Here is a 16,920-nt window from a genome sequence, read left to right on the forward strand (position 1 = left end):
TCATTTAGTGTCCGAAGACATTAAGAATCCATGTCACTTTGAGTGCCCACACAGATTGTCTGATAAATTGTTAAAGAACAGTGCCGCTTCGTTTTCGCTGCGGCGCGGGGTGTGCATATTACGCTTTCCCGCTTCAGAGTCAAGCATTTATTTTCGCTCATCTCTGCTGACCCGGCGGCGTGTGTGCCGTTGTTCCGTGTCAGTGGAGGCGCATTATAGGGGGTAATTCTGAAGCTGCAAGGATAAAGTGAAAATTATTTACTGACTGCTCACTTTCCAGGCAATTTGCATCCCAGACCTCAATTCTGGCCTGGTTTTTAAACAAAAACGAGCCGCAAGCGGCCCGTTTTTGCGTTTTGTGACTTACTGCACTGCCACAATTTTGTCGTCGTTGGCTTCCAGACGGATAACTTTGCCCGGAATCAGCTCCCCGGAGAGTATCTGCTGCGCCAGTGGGTTTTCGATCTGTTGCTGAATTGCGCGTTTCAGCGGACGCGCCCCATAAACCGGATCGTACCCATTTGCGCTCAAGAGCTTCAGCGCATCATCGGAGATGTGAATTTCATATCCACGCTCTTCCAGACGTTTATACAGACGCTGCAGCTGAATCTGCGCAATCGACGCAATATGTTTCTCACCCAAAGGATGGAACACTACCACTTCATCAATACGGTTAATGAACTCTGGACGGAAGCTATGGCTTACCACGCCCATCACCAGATCCTTCATATGGCCGTAGTCCAGTTCACCGAAACGTTCCTGAATCAAATCGGAACCCAGGTTCGAGGTCATGATCACTACCGTGTTACGGAAGTCGACCGTTCTCCCCTGGCCGTCAGTCAGCCGTCCATCGTCAAGAACCTGCAGCAGAATGTTGAACACATCCGGATGCGCTTTTTCCACTTCATCCAGCAGGATGACGGAATAAGGACGACGGCGCACCGCTTCTGTCAGGTAGCCACCTTCTTCATAACCCACATATCCTGGAGGCGCACCAACCAGTCGCGAAACGGAGTGTTTCTCCATAAACTCGGACATATCGATACGGACCATCGCGTCATCGCTGTCAAACATGAAGTTAGCCAGCGCCTTACACAGTTCGGTTTTACCGACCCCCGTAGGCCCCAGGAACAGGAACGAACCGATTGGACGATTAGGATCAGACAACCCTGCACGGCTACGGCGAATGGCATTAGAGACCGCTTCAACCGCCTCGTTCTGACCAATCACGCGCTGATGCAGATCCTGCTCCATGCGCAGCAGTTTGTCGCGTTCGCTTTCCATCATGCGCGCAACCGGAATACCGGTCCAGCGAGCCAGCACTTCAGCGATCTCCTCATCCGTTACTTTGTTTCGTAACAGACGCATCGTTTTGCCTTCCGATTGCGTGGCGATCTCAAGCTGTTTCTCAAGCTCAGGAATTTTGCCGTACTGCAGTTCAGACATTCGCGCCAGGTCACCCACACGACGCGCTTGCTCAATGGCAATTTTCGCCTGTTCCAGTTCAGCTTTAATTGTCTGAGTACCCGAGAGTGATGCTTTCTCCGCTTTCCACTCTTCTTCCAGCTCAGAGTACTGACGCTCTTTATCGTCCAGTTCTTCGTTGAGCATATCCAGCCGTTTCTTACTGGCTTCATCAGACTCTTTCTTCAGTGCCTGCTGTTCCAGTTTGAGCTGGATGATGCGACGGTCAAGCCTGTCCAGCTCTTCCGGTTTCGAGTCAATCTGCATACGAATGCTCGAGGCCGCTTCATCAATAAGGTCGATTGCTTTATCGGGCAATTGACGGTCAGCGATATAACGATGCGAAAGCGTGGCCGCTGCAACAATCGCCGGGTCAGTAATCTGCACATGGTGGTGCAGTTCATAACGTTCTTTCAGCCCACGCAAAATCGCGATGGTATCTTCAACGCTTGGCTCAGCAACAAACACTTTCTGGAAACGACGCTCCAGCGCAGCATCTTTTTCGATATACTGACGGTACTCATCCAGCGTGGTAGCCCCTACGCAGTGAAGCTCCCCACGAGCCAGGGCTGGTTTCAGCATGTTACCGGCATCCATCGCGCCGTCCGCTTTACCCGCGCCGACCATGGTGTGCAGTTCGTCAATAAACAGGATGACGTTGCCTTCCTGTTTCGCCAGGTCGTTAAGCACGCCTTTCAGACGCTCTTCGAACTCACCGCGGTATTTCGCCCCGGCCACCAGCGCACCCATGTCGAGCGCCAGTACACGACGACCTTTCAGCCCTTCCGGCACTTCACCGTTCACAATGCGCTGCGCCAGACCTTCGACGATGGCGGTTTTACCGACCCCCGGCTCACCAATCAGCACCGGGTTGTTTTTGGTACGACGCTGCAGTACCTGGATAGTACGGCGAATCTCTTCATCACGGCCGATCACCGGGTCAAGCTTGCCCTGCTCGGCACGCTCGGTCAGGTCGACCGTAAATTTTTTCAAAGCCTGACGTTGGTCTTCGGCTCCCTGATCGTTCACGCTTTCACCTCCGCGCATTTTCTCAATCGCCTGAGTCACATTGGCGGTGGTTGCGCCGGCAGATTTCAGCAGGTCGGTCAAGGTACCGCGTGATTCAAGTGCCGCCAGAACGAAAAGTTCTGACGAAATAAAGTTGTCCCCACGTTTTTGCGCCAGCTTGTCGCAAAGATTCAGCACACGCACCAGATCCTGAGACGGCTGAACGTCGCCACCGGTACCTTCTACCTGGGGTAAACGGCTCAGGGCCTGATCGATGGCGGTGCGTAACTGGCCAGCATTAATGCCGGCAGACGTTAATAACGGACGTACCGATCCCCCTTCCTGATTCAACAAGGCGCTCATTAAATGAAGAGGTTCGATGAATTGGTTGTCGTGCCCCAGTGCAAGGGACTGGGCATCGGCGAGAGCAAGCTGGAATTTATTAGTAAGACGATCCAGACGCATAACTCCTCCCATAACAGGTCAAATTTGCTACTGGAGATTAAATGAGGTCATCCCTCAATTATTCAAGGTTAATGACCTGAATTATGTGAAAAGAAAACGGCACGTTCCGGATCGTCTTGATTCTTTAGGTTATATCAGCCAAATAAAACTTGCCATACGACCTGTCGTCTTGTCGCGGCGATAAGAGAAAAAATCACCCTTTTCGGTGAAGGTACAGCGATCGCCGCCGAAGATCTGCGTCACGCCGACATTATTCAGGCGCTGGCGGGCTAACAGGTAAATATCGGCCAGATATTTTTCACCGGCAGGAAGGAAAGCATCCGCGGCTTGCAGATCTTTCTCCATAAAGGCTTCGCGGACCTCGGGTCCCACTTCAAACGCACGAGGACCAATGGCCGGGCCGAGCCAGGCCATGATATTCGCAGGGTCATCTTTAAAGCAGGCGACGGTCTCTTCGAGCACACCTTCACACAGACCACGCCAGCCCGCATGCGCTGCTGCCACCTCGGTACCGGCACGGTTACAGAACAGAACCGGCAGGCAATCGGCAGTCATTACCGCACATACCGTTCCCGGGGTATCACTGTAAGACGCATCGGCCCGTTTAGACGCATAGGGTTCGCCCGTTAACGGCAGTACCGTTTTACCGTGAACCTGTTCCAGCCAGACCGGTTTCGACGGTAAATTCCCGGCAGCAAACAGGCGTTTGCGGTTTTCTTCAACGTGCTCCAGGTTGTCACCACAGTGTGCGCCGAGATTCAAAGATTCCCACGCGCCCTGGCTCACACCGCCGATACGGGTTGAACTGCAGGCAGCCACGCCCTCAGGCAGTGGCCACTCCGGGACAATCAGTTTGGTCATAACCAGTCCACTTGATCTTTATGTTCTTCAAAATCAACACGCATGGCGTCAATAAGGTCGACCATATCCTGTGGGATCGGCGCGTGCCATTCCATCTGAATACCGGTGATAGGATGGTAAAGACGCAGCATCGTTGCGTGCAGCGCCTGGCGATCAAACTTACGCAGTACGCTAATGAACTCATCCGATGCACCTTTTGGCGGACGCGGACGACCACCGTAGACCTGATCGCCCACCAGCGGATGGGTAATGTGCGCCATATGAACACGGATCTGGTGAGTACGACCGGTTTCCAGACGCAGACGCAGACGCGTATGAATGCGGAAATGTTCCATAATGCGGTAGTGCGTCACCGCTGGCTTACCCATCGGGTGCACCGACATATGGGTACGTTTGGTTGGGTGACGGCTGATAGGTTCTTCCACCGTACCGCCAGCGGTCATATGACCAATGGCCACCGCTTCATATTCGCGGGTGATTTCACGCAGCTGCAGAGATTCCACCAGACGTGTCTGAGCTGGAACGGTCTTTGCCACCACCATCAGACCCGTGGTGTCTTTATCCAGACGGTGAACGATGCCGGCGCGCGGAACATCCACGATAGGCGGGTAATAATGGAGAAGTGCGTTAAGCACCGTGCCATCAGGGTTCCCCGCGCCCGGATGAACAACCAGGTCACGTGGCTTGTTGATCACCAGGATGTCATCATCTTCATAGACGATGTTCAGCGGGATATCCTGCGGCTCGAAGCGGATATCCTCTTCGATTTCAGCATTGATGGCGACGGTTTCCCCACCTAACACTTTCTCTTTTGGTTTGTCCCAGATCTTGCCGTTTACCAGCACGCGCTGGTCAAGGATCCATTCTTTTATGCGTGAACGCGAATAATCAGGGAACAATTCGGCCAAAGCCTGATCTAAGCGTTGACCGAGCTGATTTTCGGAGACTGTTGCGGTGAGTTCTACTCGTTGTGCCATAAACTGCTTCTTCGTTTAACGTTGGGTTTTACGGCTTTGCCGTTTAATATAGTGTGCTATTGTAGCTGGTCTTAATCGGGAGCAGGAACAGAGTTTCTCCCGGACAAACATTTGAGGAAAGTCAAAACGTCATGACGCGCATGAAATATCTGGTGGCAGCGGCCACGTTGAGCCTGGCTTTGGTGGGCTGCTCCGGTTCAAATGAACAGGTCCCTGACAATCCGCCGAATGAAATCTATGCGACTGCACAACAAAAGTTGCAGGACGGTAACTGGAAACAGGCGATAACGCAACTGGAAGCGTTGGATAATCGCTATCCATTTGGTCCGTATTCGCAGCAGGTACAGTTAGATCTCATCTATGCCTACTATAAAAATGCCGATCTGCCGCTGGCTCAGGCAACCATCGATCGTTTCATGCGTCTGAACCCGACTCATCCTAACATCGATTACGTCATGTACATGCGCGGTCTTACCAACATGGCGCTGGACGACAGTGCCCTGCAAGGTTTCTTCGGTGTGGATCGCTCTGACCGTGACCCGCAGCATGCGCGTGATGCTTTCAACGACTTCTCCAAACTGGTGCGCGGCTACCCGAACAGCCAGTACGTCACTGACGCGACCAAACGTCTGGTGTTCCTGAAAGATCGTCTGGCGAAATACGAATACTCTGTTGCGGAATACTATACCCGCCGTGGCGCATGGGTTGCCGTGGTTAATCGTGTAGAAGGTATGCTGCGTGATTATCCGGATACACAGGCAACGCGTGATGGCCTGAAGCTGATGGAAAATGCTTACCGTCAGATGCAGATGACCGCACAGGCTGACAAAGTGGCGAAAATCATCGCCGCGAACAGCAGCAACACCTGATATTGCCTCAAAGCAAAACGGCAGCCTTCGGGCTGCCGTTTTTTTATGCGTTCAGAGATCAGCTGAAGCGGTTTAGCCTCAACACATCCTATCAACTATGACCGCAAATCGGGCCTTCCACAAGGTAAATATCACCTCTTCCTGCCCTGCCTCACAAAAAACACTCCCTGACAAAAACCGACAAAATAACGTGATCTAAATCACACATTTTGACATTAGGACAGGTATGCTGGAATCACCAAGACGGAAAGACAAGAGGTAAAATTTATGACAATGAACATTACCAGTAAACAAATGGAAATTACTCCGGCAATCCGCCAACACGTCGCAGACCGTCTCGCCAAACTGGATAAATGGCAAACACATTTGATTAATCCACATATCATCCTGTCCAAGGAGCCGCAAGGTTTCATCGCTGACGCAACTATCAATACTCCAAACGGCCATCTGGTCGCCAGCGCAAAACATGAGGATATGTACACCGCTATTAACGATTTGATCAACAAGCTGGAACGGCAGCTCAATAAAGTGCAACACAAAGGTGAAGCCCGTCGCGCCGCAACGTCGGTGAAAGACGCCAGCTTCGCGGAAGAAGTTGAAGAAGAGTAATCCTTTAAATTGAGTTTACCGCCAACGCGCCTTCGGGCGCGTTTTTTATTGACAGCGTGAAAACAGTACGGGTACTTTAACGGTATCAACGACAGGATGATTTCATGAAACACACACCGTTTTTCTTCGCATTCTTTTTTACCTTCCCCTGATTGGGAGGCGTTTCGTCGTGTGATAAAGAATGCGAAGACGAACAACAAGGCCTCCCACACCGGGAGGCCTTTTTTATTAATAACGATAAACGAGACAGGCAACACTATGACACCGGAAAACCCGTTACTGGACCTGCGAGTGAAAATCAGCGCACTGGACGAAAAATTACTGGCCCTGCTGGCAGAACGTCGCACACTCGCCATCGAAGTGGGAAAAGCCAAGCTGGACTCCCATCGGCCGGTGCGTGATATCGACCGTGAACGCGACCTGCTGGAACGCCTGATTCAGCTTGGTAAAGCGCACCACCTCGACGCCCATTACATCACCCGTTTGTTCCAGCTCATCATCGAAGACTCCGTTCTGACCCAGCAAGCGCTACTCCAGCAGCATCTGAATAAAACGAACCCGCACTCTGCACGTGTCGCCTTCCTCGGCCCTAAAGGCTCTTACTCTCACCTTGCCGCGCGCCAGTACGCAGCGCGTCATTTCGAAGAGTTTATTGAAAGCGGCTGCGCAAAATTTGCTGATATTTTCAATCAGGTCGAAACCGGACAGGCGGATTACGCCGTCGTACCGATTGAAAACACCAGCTCAGGCGCCATTAACGACGTGTACGATCTTCTGCAGCACACTACGCTGTCGCTGGTTGGCGAGATGACCATCCCTATCGATCACTGCGTACTGGTCTCTGGCTCAACCGACCTGAGCCAAATCGAGACGGTGTACAGTCACCCACAACCGTTCCAGCAGTGCAGTCAGTTCCTCAACCGTTATCCGAACTGGAAAATTGAGTACACCGAAAGCACTTCTGCGGCGATGGAAAAAGTGATGCAGGCAAATTCCCCGACGGTGGCCGCGCTTGGCAGCGAGGCGGGCGGAGCGCTGTATGGGCTGCAGGTACTGGAACGCAACCTGGCGAACCAGACGCAAAATATCACCCGCTTCGTGGTACTGGCCCGTAAAGCCATCAATGTCTCTGAGCAGGTTCCGGCTAAAACGACACTGCTGATGGCGACCGGGCAGCAGGCGGGTGCGCTGGTTGAGGCCCTGCTGGTACTGCGTAACCACAACCTGATCATGACGAAGCTGGAATCTCGCCCGATTCATGGTAATCCGTGGGAAGAGATGTTCTATCTGGATATCCAGGCCAACCTGGAATCTGCATCCATGCAGAAAGCCCTGCGTGAACTGGGTGAAATCACCCGCTCAATGAAAGTGCTTGGCTGCTATCCGAGCGAAAACGTCGTGCCGGTTGACCCCGCTTAACGTTCGATAAAGCGGCTTTTCTTCATCCCTGCCACGCTGACGGGCAGGGTGAAGATGGCGCCGGAGAGCGGATACTGCGCCACTTCATCCGCATCCATATTTTCCCGCGTGGTCGTGATAAACAGGGTCTTCATATCCTCGCCGCCAAAGCAGACCATCGTCGGACAACGAACCGGCATGCGATGCTCTTCCAGTTGCTCCCCCTGCGGTGAAAAGCGCGCAATACGCCAGCCATCAAACATTGCGCTCCAGTAGCAGCCTTCTTCATCCATCGCAGCACCGTCGGGTATGCCCTCCCCCTCTTTAAAGCGGCGGAATATCTCGCGTTTCCCCGGCTCACCTTGCTCATCAAGCGGCGTGCGGTAGATAACGCCATTTGGCGTGTCAGAGGTGAACATCCACTGTTTGTCCGGGCTGAATGCCAGACCGTTGTGCCCGTGAATATCACACTGGATCACTTTCGGCGTCAGGTCATTATCGATACGCATCAGCATGGCGCCGTTGTAATCCCCCGGCCCCCAGAAGGTTCCCGCATAGAACCGTCCATGATGATCGGTACCTCCATCATTAAAACGCGCCAGTTGCGGGTTAGAGGGGTTATCACACACCTTGCGCTGAAGCAGACCGTGCTTGTCAGCAAGCCAGATGCCATTGCGCATCGCGACGATAAAGCCGCCACGCTCACGCAGAGCGAAACAGCCTACTTCTTCATGGAAAGAGAGTACCGTGTGTTCCGCGGTAGGCAGATGATAACGGTGGATCTCCCCCTCCAGAATATCTGCCCAGTAGAGCGCATGCTCTTCGGCACTCCACGTCGGACATTCGGGCAGATGCCCGGTGTAATTCAACAGCGGCTGCGGTTCGGCCATAACAGTTCCCCAAAATGAAAAAAGCCAGCATTGCTGGCTTTTAGTATATACATCATCGCATTACTGGCGACTGTCATTTGCCTGACGCAAAAGCGTGCGGCTCTCACTCTGAAAACGTTGCGCATAATCGCCAAACCAGTTCTCGACTTTACGGAAGCTGTCGATAAACGCCTGTTTATCGCCATGCTCCAGTAAGGTGATCGCTTCACCAAACCGCTGGTAGTAACGTTTGATAAGCGCCAGGTTGTTCTCAGAGGACATAATAATGTCGGCGTAAAGCTGTGGATCCTGAGCGAACAAACGCCCGACCATCGCCAGTTCCAGGCGATAGATCGGTGAAGAGAGCGCCAGCAGCTGTTCAAGCTGCACATTCTCTTCCGCCAGATGCAAACCGTAGGCAAAGGTCGCAAAGTGGCGCAGCGCCTGAATGAACGCCATGTTCTGATCGTGCTCTACCGCGCTGATCCGGTGCAACCTGGCACCCCATACCTGAATCTGTTCCAGGAACCACTGATAGGCCTCCGGCTGACGACCATCGCAGTACACCACAACCTGCTTCGCCAGGCTGCCACTGTCCGGACCAAACATCGGGTGCAGGCCAAGCACCGGGCCAGTATGCGCCGCCAGCATCGCCTGCAGGGGGCCATTTTTGACCGATGCAAGGTCAACCAGGATGCAATCTTTCGGCAACGGTGGAAGCTTGCCGATGATCTGCTCCGTCACGTGGATAGGCACGCTGACGATAACCATCCCCGCATCGGCCATCAGCGCTGGCGCGTGTTCCCAGTCCTCTTTTTCCAGAATGCGAACCTGATAACCAGAAAGCGTCAGCATTTTTTCAAACAGACGCCCCATCTGGCCCGCACCACCCACAATAACCACCGGGCGCAGGGACGGACAGAGGGTTTTGAAGCCCTTATCGTTTTCGCTGGAATAGGATTCCCGCATTACGCGACGCAAGACATCTTCAATCAGATCCGGCGAGACGCCCAGCGCCTGGGCCTCTTTGCGCCGCGAGGCCAGCATGGATGCCTCACGCTCCGGGACGTAAATCGGCAGGCCGTATTTGCTTTTTACCTCACCCACTTCGGCAACCAGAGCCATACGGCGCGCCAGCAGGTCCAGCAACGCCTTATCCACTTCATCAATTTGATCGCGTAACGCGGTCAATTCAGCAACCATAACTACCCTCTTAAGCCAGACGCGTCGCCAGCTGGCCGCTTACATCTTTATGGATCTCACGCAGCAGCGCGTCGGTGGTTTCCCAGCTGATGCAGGCATCCGTGACGGATACGCCGTGCTTCATTGCGCTGCGCGGTTGTTCAGATGACTGATTGCCTTCATGAATATTGCTCTCAATCATCAGACCGATAATAGAACGGTTGCCGTCTTTTATCTGTGCCACCACAGATTCCGCAACCGCAGGCTGACGACGGTAATCTTTATTCGAATTACCATGACTGCAATCTACCATCAGTGCCGGGCGCAGTCCCGCCTGCTCCATCTCTTTTTCACACTGTGCCACATCTGCCGGGCTGTAGTTCGGTGCTTTACCACCGCGCAGGATCACGTGACCATCCGGGTTACCCTGCGTTTGCAGAAGGCAAACCTGCCCCGCCTGGTTAATGCCAACAAAACGGTGCGGCATTGCCGCGGCACGCATGGCGTTAATTGCGGTGGCCAGGCTGCCATCGGTACCGTTTTTAAAACCAACCGGCATCGACAGACCAGACGCCATCTCGCGGTGGGTTTGTGATTCTGTGGTGCGTGCCCCAATGGCAGACCAGCTAAACAGGTCGCCCAGGTACTGCGGGCTGTTCGGATCCAGCGCTTCAGTGGCCAGCGGCAGCCCCATGCTGACCAGCTCCACCAGCAGGCGACGCGCAATTTTCAGCCCTGCTTCCACATCAAACGAGCCATCCATGTGCGGATCGTTAATCAACCCTTTCCAGCCAACGGTGGTACGTGGCTTCTCAAAATAGACGCGCATTACCAGATAGAGGCTATCGCTGACCTCCTCCGCTAATGTTTTAAATCGACGAGCGTACTCAATGGCGGCTTCAGGATCGTGAATAGAACAAGGACCACATACCACCAGCAGGCGCGGATCGCGGCCAGCGATAATGTCTGAAATGGTCTGACGCGAGTGCTCAATTTGAGCCTCCTGCGCGACGCTAAGCGGGAATTCCGCTTTCAGTTGATCCGGAGTAATCAAAATCTGTTCGTCAGTGATATGTACGTTGTTCAGCGCGTCTTTTTGCATGATTGCGATCCTGTAGAGCTCGTTTGCGATAGTTGTTTTCCTCGAAGAGGTGAAACAACGATATCATAACAAGTAAAGATTTCAATCCAAAATACGTACACCTTTCTTTACGAATGCCAATTTATTGCAAAAATCAGCCGCCATATCCGTAAACTTTAAATTACACCCCTTCTTTCCGTTACCAGGCTATGCTGAAGAAAAAAGGAGAATGGCTATGCGTTCAATTGCTCTGGTGCTGTTGTCGCTCATTTTATCGGGTTGCCAAATCAATCCTTATACCTTCCACCCGGACTGGACCAGCCCCAGCTGGTTTGATGCAGGTAAAGAAGACGCCATGAATGGTCTGCCGGTTAAAGATAACCAGACGCTGGCCGATAATTTTAATGATCCGCATGTTGATCGTAGTGAATATCTCCGGGGATATGCAGACGGACAGAAGAAAGTGTGTGAAGAAGGTTTTCTCCACGCCTGGGGATTAGCGGGCAAATCTTTTCCTGCCAGCTGCGATACTGCTGAAAATGCAGCAAAACTGCACGAGTCATGGCAAAAAGGCATGGATGAAAGCATGCGCTCCAGCAGACTTAATTAAGCCTCTTTTTATTCACCGGAATATAACAAAGTGTAGGATTTAGCTTAGGTCGAGGCAGGGAAAATTCTGACATAATGACGGCTTTGGTAAACAATGGTATTCTGCCCACAACTCTTAAGGACATCTATTTCCGGAGCGAAGTGGCGGATTCTGGTGAGAAATTTATCCTTGATCTCTTTTTTCCGACTCACTCTGGTGCTAATGCTGTTCCTTATGGTGGGCGCAGCGGCGGCAGGCACGTTCACCGAAACCGATAAATCGGTACGTTCGATCGTTTCAGGTATTGTGAGCTACACCCGATGGCCGTCACTTTCCGGCCAGCCAAAACTCTGTGTTTATGCTTCTTCTCACTACACGCATGCACTCACCAGCAAGGACGGGCAAAGCGAATTACCTTATACCCCCGTTATTGTGCGTAACGATCAGGAAGCCCTGTCCGCGACGTGTGATGCTATTTATTTCGGGGCGGAATCCCCCGTAAAACAACGTGAATTAATAAGTCAGTATCAGGGCAGAGCATTGCTATTAATCTCAGAGCAAAATCCGGAATGTATTATTGGCAGCGCCTTTTGCCTGATAATTGATCGCAACCATGTCCGGTTTTCCGTCAATCTGGATGCGCTGACTCGCAGTGGCGTGAGAGTCAATCCGGATGTATTAATGCTCGCACGGAATAAGCAGCATGGATAAAGATTTCACTTCAGCGCCACGTCCGACGTTTAAAAGAACACTCAGACGAATCAGCATGATAAGCGTCATCATCACGATGACATTAATATGGCTGCTCCTCTGTTTTGCCTCCGTCGTGACATTAAAGCAATACGCACAAAAGAATCTCGAATTAACCGGCGCCACCATGAGCCACAGCCTTGAAGCCTCCCTGGTGTTCAACGATTCAGTGGCAGCCAATGAAACGCTTGCCGCCCTTGGCAAACAGGGCCAGTTTGCCGTGGCTGAAGTCCTCAACGTGCACAAAAAACGCTTTGCGTACTGGTCGTGGAACCCGGCGGATAACAACGACACCCTGGGTGCACTGGTCAGCCGCTGGCTTTTCCCCGAGCCGATTTCCCAGCCTGTATTCCATAACGGCTCAACGATTGGCGAAATACGCCTTACCGCGCGTGACAGCCTGATAAGCCACTTCATCTGGATGTCGTTTGCCGTTCTCACCGGCTGTATTTTGTTTGCGACGGTGGTCGCACTGACCATTACGCAATCCTTGCATCACGGCATGGTTACAGCGCTGCAAAACATTACTGACGTCGTTCATGACGTACGCACTAACCGTAACTTCTCCCGACGGGTGAAAGACGGGCGCATTGAAGAATTTCACCAGTTTGGCGAGGACTTCAACAGCCTTCTGGATGAAATGGAGGAGTGGCAGCTTAAACTGCAGGCGAAAAACGCCCAGCTATTACGCACCGCCATGCACGACCCGCTGACGGGTCTTGCCAACCGTGCGGCGTTTCGTAACAGCATCGCGGCATTAATGAATGACCCCTCAGCAAAAACAAACTCGGCCCTGCTCTTCCTCGACGGTGATAATTTTAAGTTTATTAATGACACCTGGGGACACGCGGCAGGAGACTGTGTGCTGATTGAAGTCGCCAGAAGAATGGTCGAGTTCGGTGATAAGCGCCATCAGTCATACCGCCTTGGCGGCGACGAGTTTGCCATGGTGCTGTACGGCGTCCATTCAGAGCCTGAGGTTCAATATCTTTGTGCTGCCTTATCGCAGCAGTTTATCCGCCCGTTCGAATTGCATAACGGGCAAAAAGCATCAATGTCATTCAGTATTGGCTTTGCTCTGGCGTGGGAAAATGGTTCTGTGGAAGCATTACTGGAGAAAGCCGACCGCAATATGTACCTGGTTAAAAACCAGCGTACAAAAACGATAAATTAGAAGGGAAACGATATGTTAAAGCGATACTTCGCGCCGTTGTTATTAGCCTCAGTCGTGCTGGCAGGTTGCCAGTCACCGCCGCAAGGCAAGTTCACTCCTGAGCAGATTGCGGCGATGAAGTCTTACGGTTTTAACGAACTGAACGGCGACTGGTCTCTTGGCCTGTCAGATACCATCCTGTTTGATAAAAATGACGCCAGGCTGCGTGCGGAAAGTGAAACGCAGATCAAGACCATGGCCTCTCGCCTCGCGGCAACCGGCCTGAACCATGCGCGTATGGACGGTCACACGGACAACTACGGCGAAGATCGCTACAACGAAGCGCTGTCATTGAAACGTGCAAATGCGGTAGCCGACGCCTGGGCGAAGGGAGCCAATATCCCGCGCAGCAACCTCACCACGCAGGGGTTAGGCAAAAAATACCCTGTTGCGAGCAACAGTACTGCAAAAGGGCGCGCTGAAAACCGCCGGGTTGCGGTGGTTATCAGCACGCCATAAGGTTATTTAACCGATGATTCTGCGAGCGACACGCCTGTTGCCGCTCGCCAGCGCAGCCAGTCGACCAGCACAAACAGGGCCAGACTCACACCCATCACCGGCATCGCCAGCCCCAGCAGGACACTCACTATCGCCGTGACGGCTCTTCCCCATCCCGATAGCGCCAGCCAGCTCTGACAGAGCGTCTGAACCGGGTTCACGACCGATTGCGCCGGACGACGCATCCACCACATCCGGTATCCCCAGACGATCAGCACGCACAGGGCAATACCGAACGCGATCAGCAACAGCTGATTGGCTAACCCAAACAAGATCCCCATATGGAAATCCACGCCCCAGCGGGTCAGTTTTGCCATTAACGGGAAATCTTCAAACCGGGTTCTGTCCAGAATGTGCAGGGAGTGCGGATCGACCGACACCGCGTCGACCTGAGTCGGCCAGCTGCGATCGATTTCCGTCAGGGTCCAGGCCTGTTCAGCCGTTTTCGCCGGGCGGATTTCGAGCTTGCTGGCATCTATACCCGCCGTGCGGGCGGCATGCAGGACGTCATCAAAAAGCGTCGGATCCATCACCATCGCGGGCATCATCATCCCGCTATTATGCCCCCGGTGCTCAGCGTGCTCGTCCATGATGGCAGGCGCACCGGAGAGCGTAGTATTGACCTGCGGCGTAAGCCAGTTCATCCGGGCACGCAGTGTATCCACGTTACCGCCCGCCCACTGAGACCACGTCAGGCCTGTCGCTGAGAACAATAACATTCCCCCCAGCAACACCCAGCCCAGTGCCACATGCACACGACGGCGGTTCTGGAAACGGTTGTTCATCCGACGTTTTGGTCGGGTGTAAAACCACAGGGCGATTCCACCCAGCGCGGCAACCCACATCCAGGAGGCGGCCAGCTCGCTATAGAGACGCCCGACATCGCCAAGCATCAACGAGGTGTGCAGATAATCGATGGTCTGGCGCAACGGCAGAATGCCACTCGTGCCGTACACCGTCATATCGCCCCGCACCTCAAGGCTTACGGGATCCACAAAGATAGCGCGGTTCTCCGACGGGCCAAGCGCCGGGTCAGCGAACATCACGCGGGTAGTATCACCGTCAACCAGCCCCGGACGAACGGCATGCAGGCGCAGATCTGAACCCACGGCTTTTTCCGCCACGGTAATCTGCTCGGCCAGAGGCCGTGCCTCTCCCACCGAATCCGTGTGCAACGCGTGCCGGTAGAGCGTGTTTTCCAGCTGCGGCGTCGCCACATACAGCGTACCGGTCAGCGCGGCGAAGAAGATAAACGGGCCAACAAACAGCCCGACATAGAAATGGAGTCGACGCAGCAGGTTTCCCCATGCCGCGCGCGGAGTGCAGGTAGTCATACTTTTCCTTTTTAAGGCAAAAAGTCATCGATTTTTTTAAAGGGAAAAAGCAGACTGCCGCGGCGGCGCGCGGGTATCAGGAAAGAGCCAGGGGAAAAAGTGCCAGTGGCTGACCGGCGGTTGCGGCGGTGTAACGCGGCTCCTTTGTAGTACCACACTGAGCAGTACAATCAGCGCCAGCATCACGCCCGGCACATGCGCTAACAGTACACAGTAGCCACACGCTTCCGCATGGTCTACGGGCATCGAGTGCGGCATATCGCCATGGTGTTCATCCATCGACATCATGCTCATGTCATGATGCATTCCCGGCATGGCGCTCATGGGATCTTTTTGCAGCGAGATGGAGATAAGCGGCGCAACCACGATCAGCAGGATCGCAAACAGCGCGGTCAAAGCCGCTGCGCGTTTCCAGTTATGCCGATGCAGTACGTTATCCACTTTCCCTCCCGTTAAGAGGCCAGCATTGTAAATGATTTATGACGAAAGGGTTAATGCGAGAGGTGCGATGGAATAAAAAAGGGCCAGCCTTTCGGCCAGCCCTTTTTAACAGGATGTCGCTTAAGCGAATCTTAGTTCAGACGCTCTTTAATACGAGCAGACTTACCAGTACGCTCACGCAGGTAGTACAGTTTAGCTTTACGTACAGCACCACGACGTTTAACAGCAATGCTGTCAACTACCGGAGAGTGAGTCTGGAAGACACGCTCAACGCCTTCGCCGTTGGAAATTTTACGAACAGTGAATGCAGAGTGCAGACCGCGGTTACGAATAGCGATAACCACGCCCTCGAATGCCTGCAGACGTTTTTTGGAACCTTCAACAACCCATACTTTCACTTCCACGGTGTCACCTGGACGGAAGGAAGGTACGTCCTGCTTCATCTGCTCTTGTTCAAGTTGCTTAATAATGTTGCTCATAATTTAATCTCTTATCCTGGGTAAACTGATATTCGGGAGCGTATTACGCATTCCCATCATGTTCATGCTGCTGTTGCGCGTGTTCTTTTTTGAACTCGGCCAGCAACTTTGCTTGCTCTTCAGTCAGAGCCAGGTTTTCCAGAAGTTCAGGTCTTCTAAGCCAGGTTCGGCCCAGCGACTGCTTCAAACGCCAGCGACGTATCTCAGCATGGTTTCCTGACAGTAACACTGCCGGTACTTCCATCCCTTCTAACACTTCAGGACGAGTATAGTGTGGACAGTCCAGCAACCCATCAGCAAAGGAATCTTCCGTTGCCGAAGCTTCATGGCCCAGTACACCCGGAATGAACCGGGCAACGGAGTCAATCAGCGTCATCGCTGGTAACTCACCACCGCTGAGTACGTAATCGCCGATAGACCATTCTTCGTCAATCTCGGTTTGAATTACGCGCTCATCTATCCCTTCGTAGCGACCACAGACCAGAATCAATTTTTGATTCGTCGCCAGTTCGCTGACGCCCGCTTGATCAAGCTTGCGTCCCTGAGGTGACAGATAAATCACCTTCGCGCCTTCACCTGCCGCGGCTTTTGCTGTATGAATGGCGTCCCGTAAGGGTTGCACCATCATTAACATCCCCGGTCCGCCGCCGTAAGGACGATCGTCCACGGTACGGTGCCGGTCATGCGTAAAGTCACGAGGACTCCAGCTCTGGATGTTCAGCAGGCCATTCTTTACTGCCCGGCCAGTTACCCCGTAATCGGTAATCGCGCGGAACATTTCAGGAAACAGGCTAATTATGCCAATCCACATAGCGCCGTCTTTTACCGTTTAT

The 16,920-nt window shown here is 53.1% G+C and carries 18 protein-coding genes and 1 other annotated feature; of the genes, 8 read left to right on the plus strand and 10 right to left on the minus strand.

All coding sequences use genetic code 11. The features are described from left to right. Window positions 1-363 precede the first annotated feature (363 nt). The 3 genes from clpB to rluD all read right to left on the minus strand — a co-directional run bounded on the left by clpB (window position 364) and on the right by rluD (window position 4,775). On the minus strand, window positions 364-2,937 hold the full coding sequence (gene clpB, locus ACMVME_RS21415; RefSeq protein ID WP_032680474.1) for an ATP-dependent chaperone ClpB: 2,574 nt from the start codon (window positions 2,935-2,937) through the stop codon (window positions 364-366). Between the two features lie 129 nt (window positions 2,938-3,066). Further along, window positions 3,067-3,798 carry a purine nucleoside phosphorylase YfiH gene (yfiH, locus tag ACMVME_RS21420; RefSeq protein ID WP_020883923.1) on the minus strand — a complete coding sequence of 244 codons (732 nt, stop codon included), beginning with the start codon at window positions 3,796-3,798 and terminating at the stop codon, window positions 3,067-3,069. After that, window positions 3,795-4,775 carry a 23S rRNA pseudouridine(1911/1915/1917) synthase RluD gene (gene rluD / locus ACMVME_RS21425; RefSeq protein WP_068795476.1) on the minus strand — a complete coding sequence of 327 codons (981 nt, stop codon included), beginning with the start codon at window positions 4,773-4,775 and terminating at the stop codon, window positions 3,795-3,797. Before rluD ends, yfiH begins: the two co-directional genes overlap by 4 nt. Before the next feature lie 131 nt (window positions 4,776-4,906). On the opposite strand from rluD, the gene bamD reads away from it, so the two are divergent. From bamD to pheA, 4 genes are all read left to right on the plus strand, one after another. Beyond that, a complete protein-coding gene (gene bamD, locus ACMVME_RS21430; protein ID WP_013098339.1) occupies window positions 4,907-5,644 on the plus strand; it encodes an outer membrane protein assembly factor BamD in 738 nt (245 codons plus the stop codon). Between the two features lie 267 nt (window positions 5,645-5,911). Continuing rightward, window positions 5,912-6,253, plus strand: a complete 342-nt coding sequence (raiA, locus tag ACMVME_RS21435) for a ribosome-associated translation inhibitor RaiA (protein WP_003863162.1) — start codon at window positions 5,912-5,914, stop codon at window positions 6,251-6,253. A 103-nt stretch (window positions 6,254-6,356) separates the two neighbouring features. Beyond that, window positions 6,357-6,482: a sequence feature (Phe leader region), on the plus strand. Next, entirely contained in the window at window positions 6,358-6,405 is a 48-nt protein-coding gene (gene pheL, locus ACMVME_RS21440; RefSeq protein ID WP_001386991.1) for a pheA operon leader peptide PheL, read from the plus strand. (Overlaps the previous feature by 48 nt.) Before the next feature lie 29 nt (window positions 6,483-6,511). Beyond that, a complete protein-coding gene (pheA, locus tag ACMVME_RS21445; protein ID WP_020883922.1) occupies window positions 6,512-7,672 on the plus strand; it encodes a bifunctional chorismate mutase/prephenate dehydratase in 1,161 nt (386 codons plus the stop codon). Here the strand turns inward: pheA and ACMVME_RS21450 are convergent. The 3 genes from ACMVME_RS21450 to aroF are packed head-to-tail and all read right to left on the minus strand — an operon-like array spanning window position 7,669 to window position 10,804. Beyond that, entirely contained in the window at window positions 7,669-8,541 is an 873-nt protein-coding gene (locus ACMVME_RS21450; RefSeq protein ID WP_014171237.1) for an SMP-30/gluconolactonase/LRE family protein, read from the minus strand. The two genes, pheA and ACMVME_RS21450, sit on opposite strands and share 4 nt — an antisense overlap. Window positions 8,542-8,601: 60 nt before the next feature. Then, a complete protein-coding gene (gene tyrA / locus ACMVME_RS21455; protein WP_068795475.1) occupies window positions 8,602-9,723 on the minus strand; it encodes a bifunctional chorismate mutase/prephenate dehydrogenase in 1,122 nt (373 codons plus the stop codon). Between the two features lie 10 nt (window positions 9,724-9,733). Next, complete coding sequence (gene aroF / locus ACMVME_RS21460; protein ID WP_032680469.1) at window positions 9,734-10,804, minus strand: 3-deoxy-7-phosphoheptulonate synthase AroF; 1,071 nt, start codon at window positions 10,802-10,804, stop codon at window positions 9,734-9,736. Between the two features lie 214 nt (window positions 10,805-11,018). Here aroF and ACMVME_RS21465 point away from each other — a divergent pair, with 214 nt between their 5' ends. The 4 genes from ACMVME_RS21465 to ACMVME_RS21480 all read left to right on the plus strand — a co-directional run bounded on the left by ACMVME_RS21465 (window position 11,019) and on the right by ACMVME_RS21480 (window position 13,794). Next, window positions 11,019-11,393: a DUF2799 domain-containing protein gene (locus ACMVME_RS21465; protein WP_020883919.1), complete on the plus strand. Its 375-nt coding sequence runs from the start codon at window positions 11,019-11,021 to the stop codon at window positions 11,391-11,393. Window positions 11,394-11,594: 201 nt separating this feature from the next. Then, window positions 11,595-12,083, plus strand: a complete 489-nt coding sequence (locus tag ACMVME_RS21470; RefSeq protein WP_020883918.1) for a YfiR family protein — start codon at window positions 11,595-11,597, stop codon at window positions 12,081-12,083. After that, the gene (gene dgcN / locus ACMVME_RS21475) at window positions 12,076-13,296 is read left to right on the plus strand and encodes a diguanylate cyclase DgcN (RefSeq protein ID WP_414743495.1); all 1,221 of its coding nucleotides are present in this window, start codon (window positions 12,076-12,078) and stop codon (window positions 13,294-13,296) included. Before ACMVME_RS21470 ends, dgcN begins: the two co-directional genes overlap by 8 nt. A gap of 12 nt (window positions 13,297-13,308) precedes the next feature. After that, on the plus strand, window positions 13,309-13,794 hold the full coding sequence (locus ACMVME_RS21480) for an OmpA family protein (RefSeq protein WP_068795474.1): 486 nt from the start codon (window positions 13,309-13,311) through the stop codon (window positions 13,792-13,794). A gap of 2 nt (window positions 13,795-13,796) precedes the next feature. Here ACMVME_RS21480 and ACMVME_RS21485 read toward each other — a convergent pair whose 3' ends face one another. The 4 genes from ACMVME_RS21485 to trmD all read right to left on the minus strand — a co-directional run bounded on the left by ACMVME_RS21485 (window position 13,797) and on the right by trmD (window position 16,898). After that, window positions 13,797-15,167, minus strand: coding sequence for a PepSY-associated TM helix domain-containing protein (locus ACMVME_RS21485; protein WP_414743496.1), 1,371 nt, complete (start codon window positions 15,165-15,167; stop codon window positions 13,797-13,799). A 36-nt stretch (window positions 15,168-15,203) separates the two neighbouring features. Beyond that, window positions 15,204-15,608, minus strand: coding sequence for a DUF2946 domain-containing protein (locus ACMVME_RS21490; RefSeq protein WP_025203431.1), 405 nt, complete (start codon window positions 15,606-15,608; stop codon window positions 15,204-15,206). 131 nt (window positions 15,609-15,739) lie between these two features. Next, on the minus strand, window positions 15,740-16,087 hold the full coding sequence (gene rplS / locus ACMVME_RS21495) for a 50S ribosomal protein L19 (protein WP_002914145.1): 348 nt from the start codon (window positions 16,085-16,087) through the stop codon (window positions 15,740-15,742). Between the two features lie 43 nt (window positions 16,088-16,130). After that, a complete protein-coding gene (trmD, locus tag ACMVME_RS21500) occupies window positions 16,131-16,898 on the minus strand; it encodes a tRNA (guanosine(37)-N1)-methyltransferase TrmD (RefSeq protein ID WP_014171247.1) in 768 nt (255 codons plus the stop codon). Window positions 16,899-16,920 lie beyond the last annotated feature (22 nt).

Origin of the sequence: Enterobacter cloacae complex sp. 2024EL-00711, from assembly GCF_047529885.1 — a bacterium.
Taxonomy (GTDB): Bacteria; Pseudomonadota; Gammaproteobacteria; order Enterobacterales; family Enterobacteriaceae; genus Enterobacter; species Enterobacter ludwigii.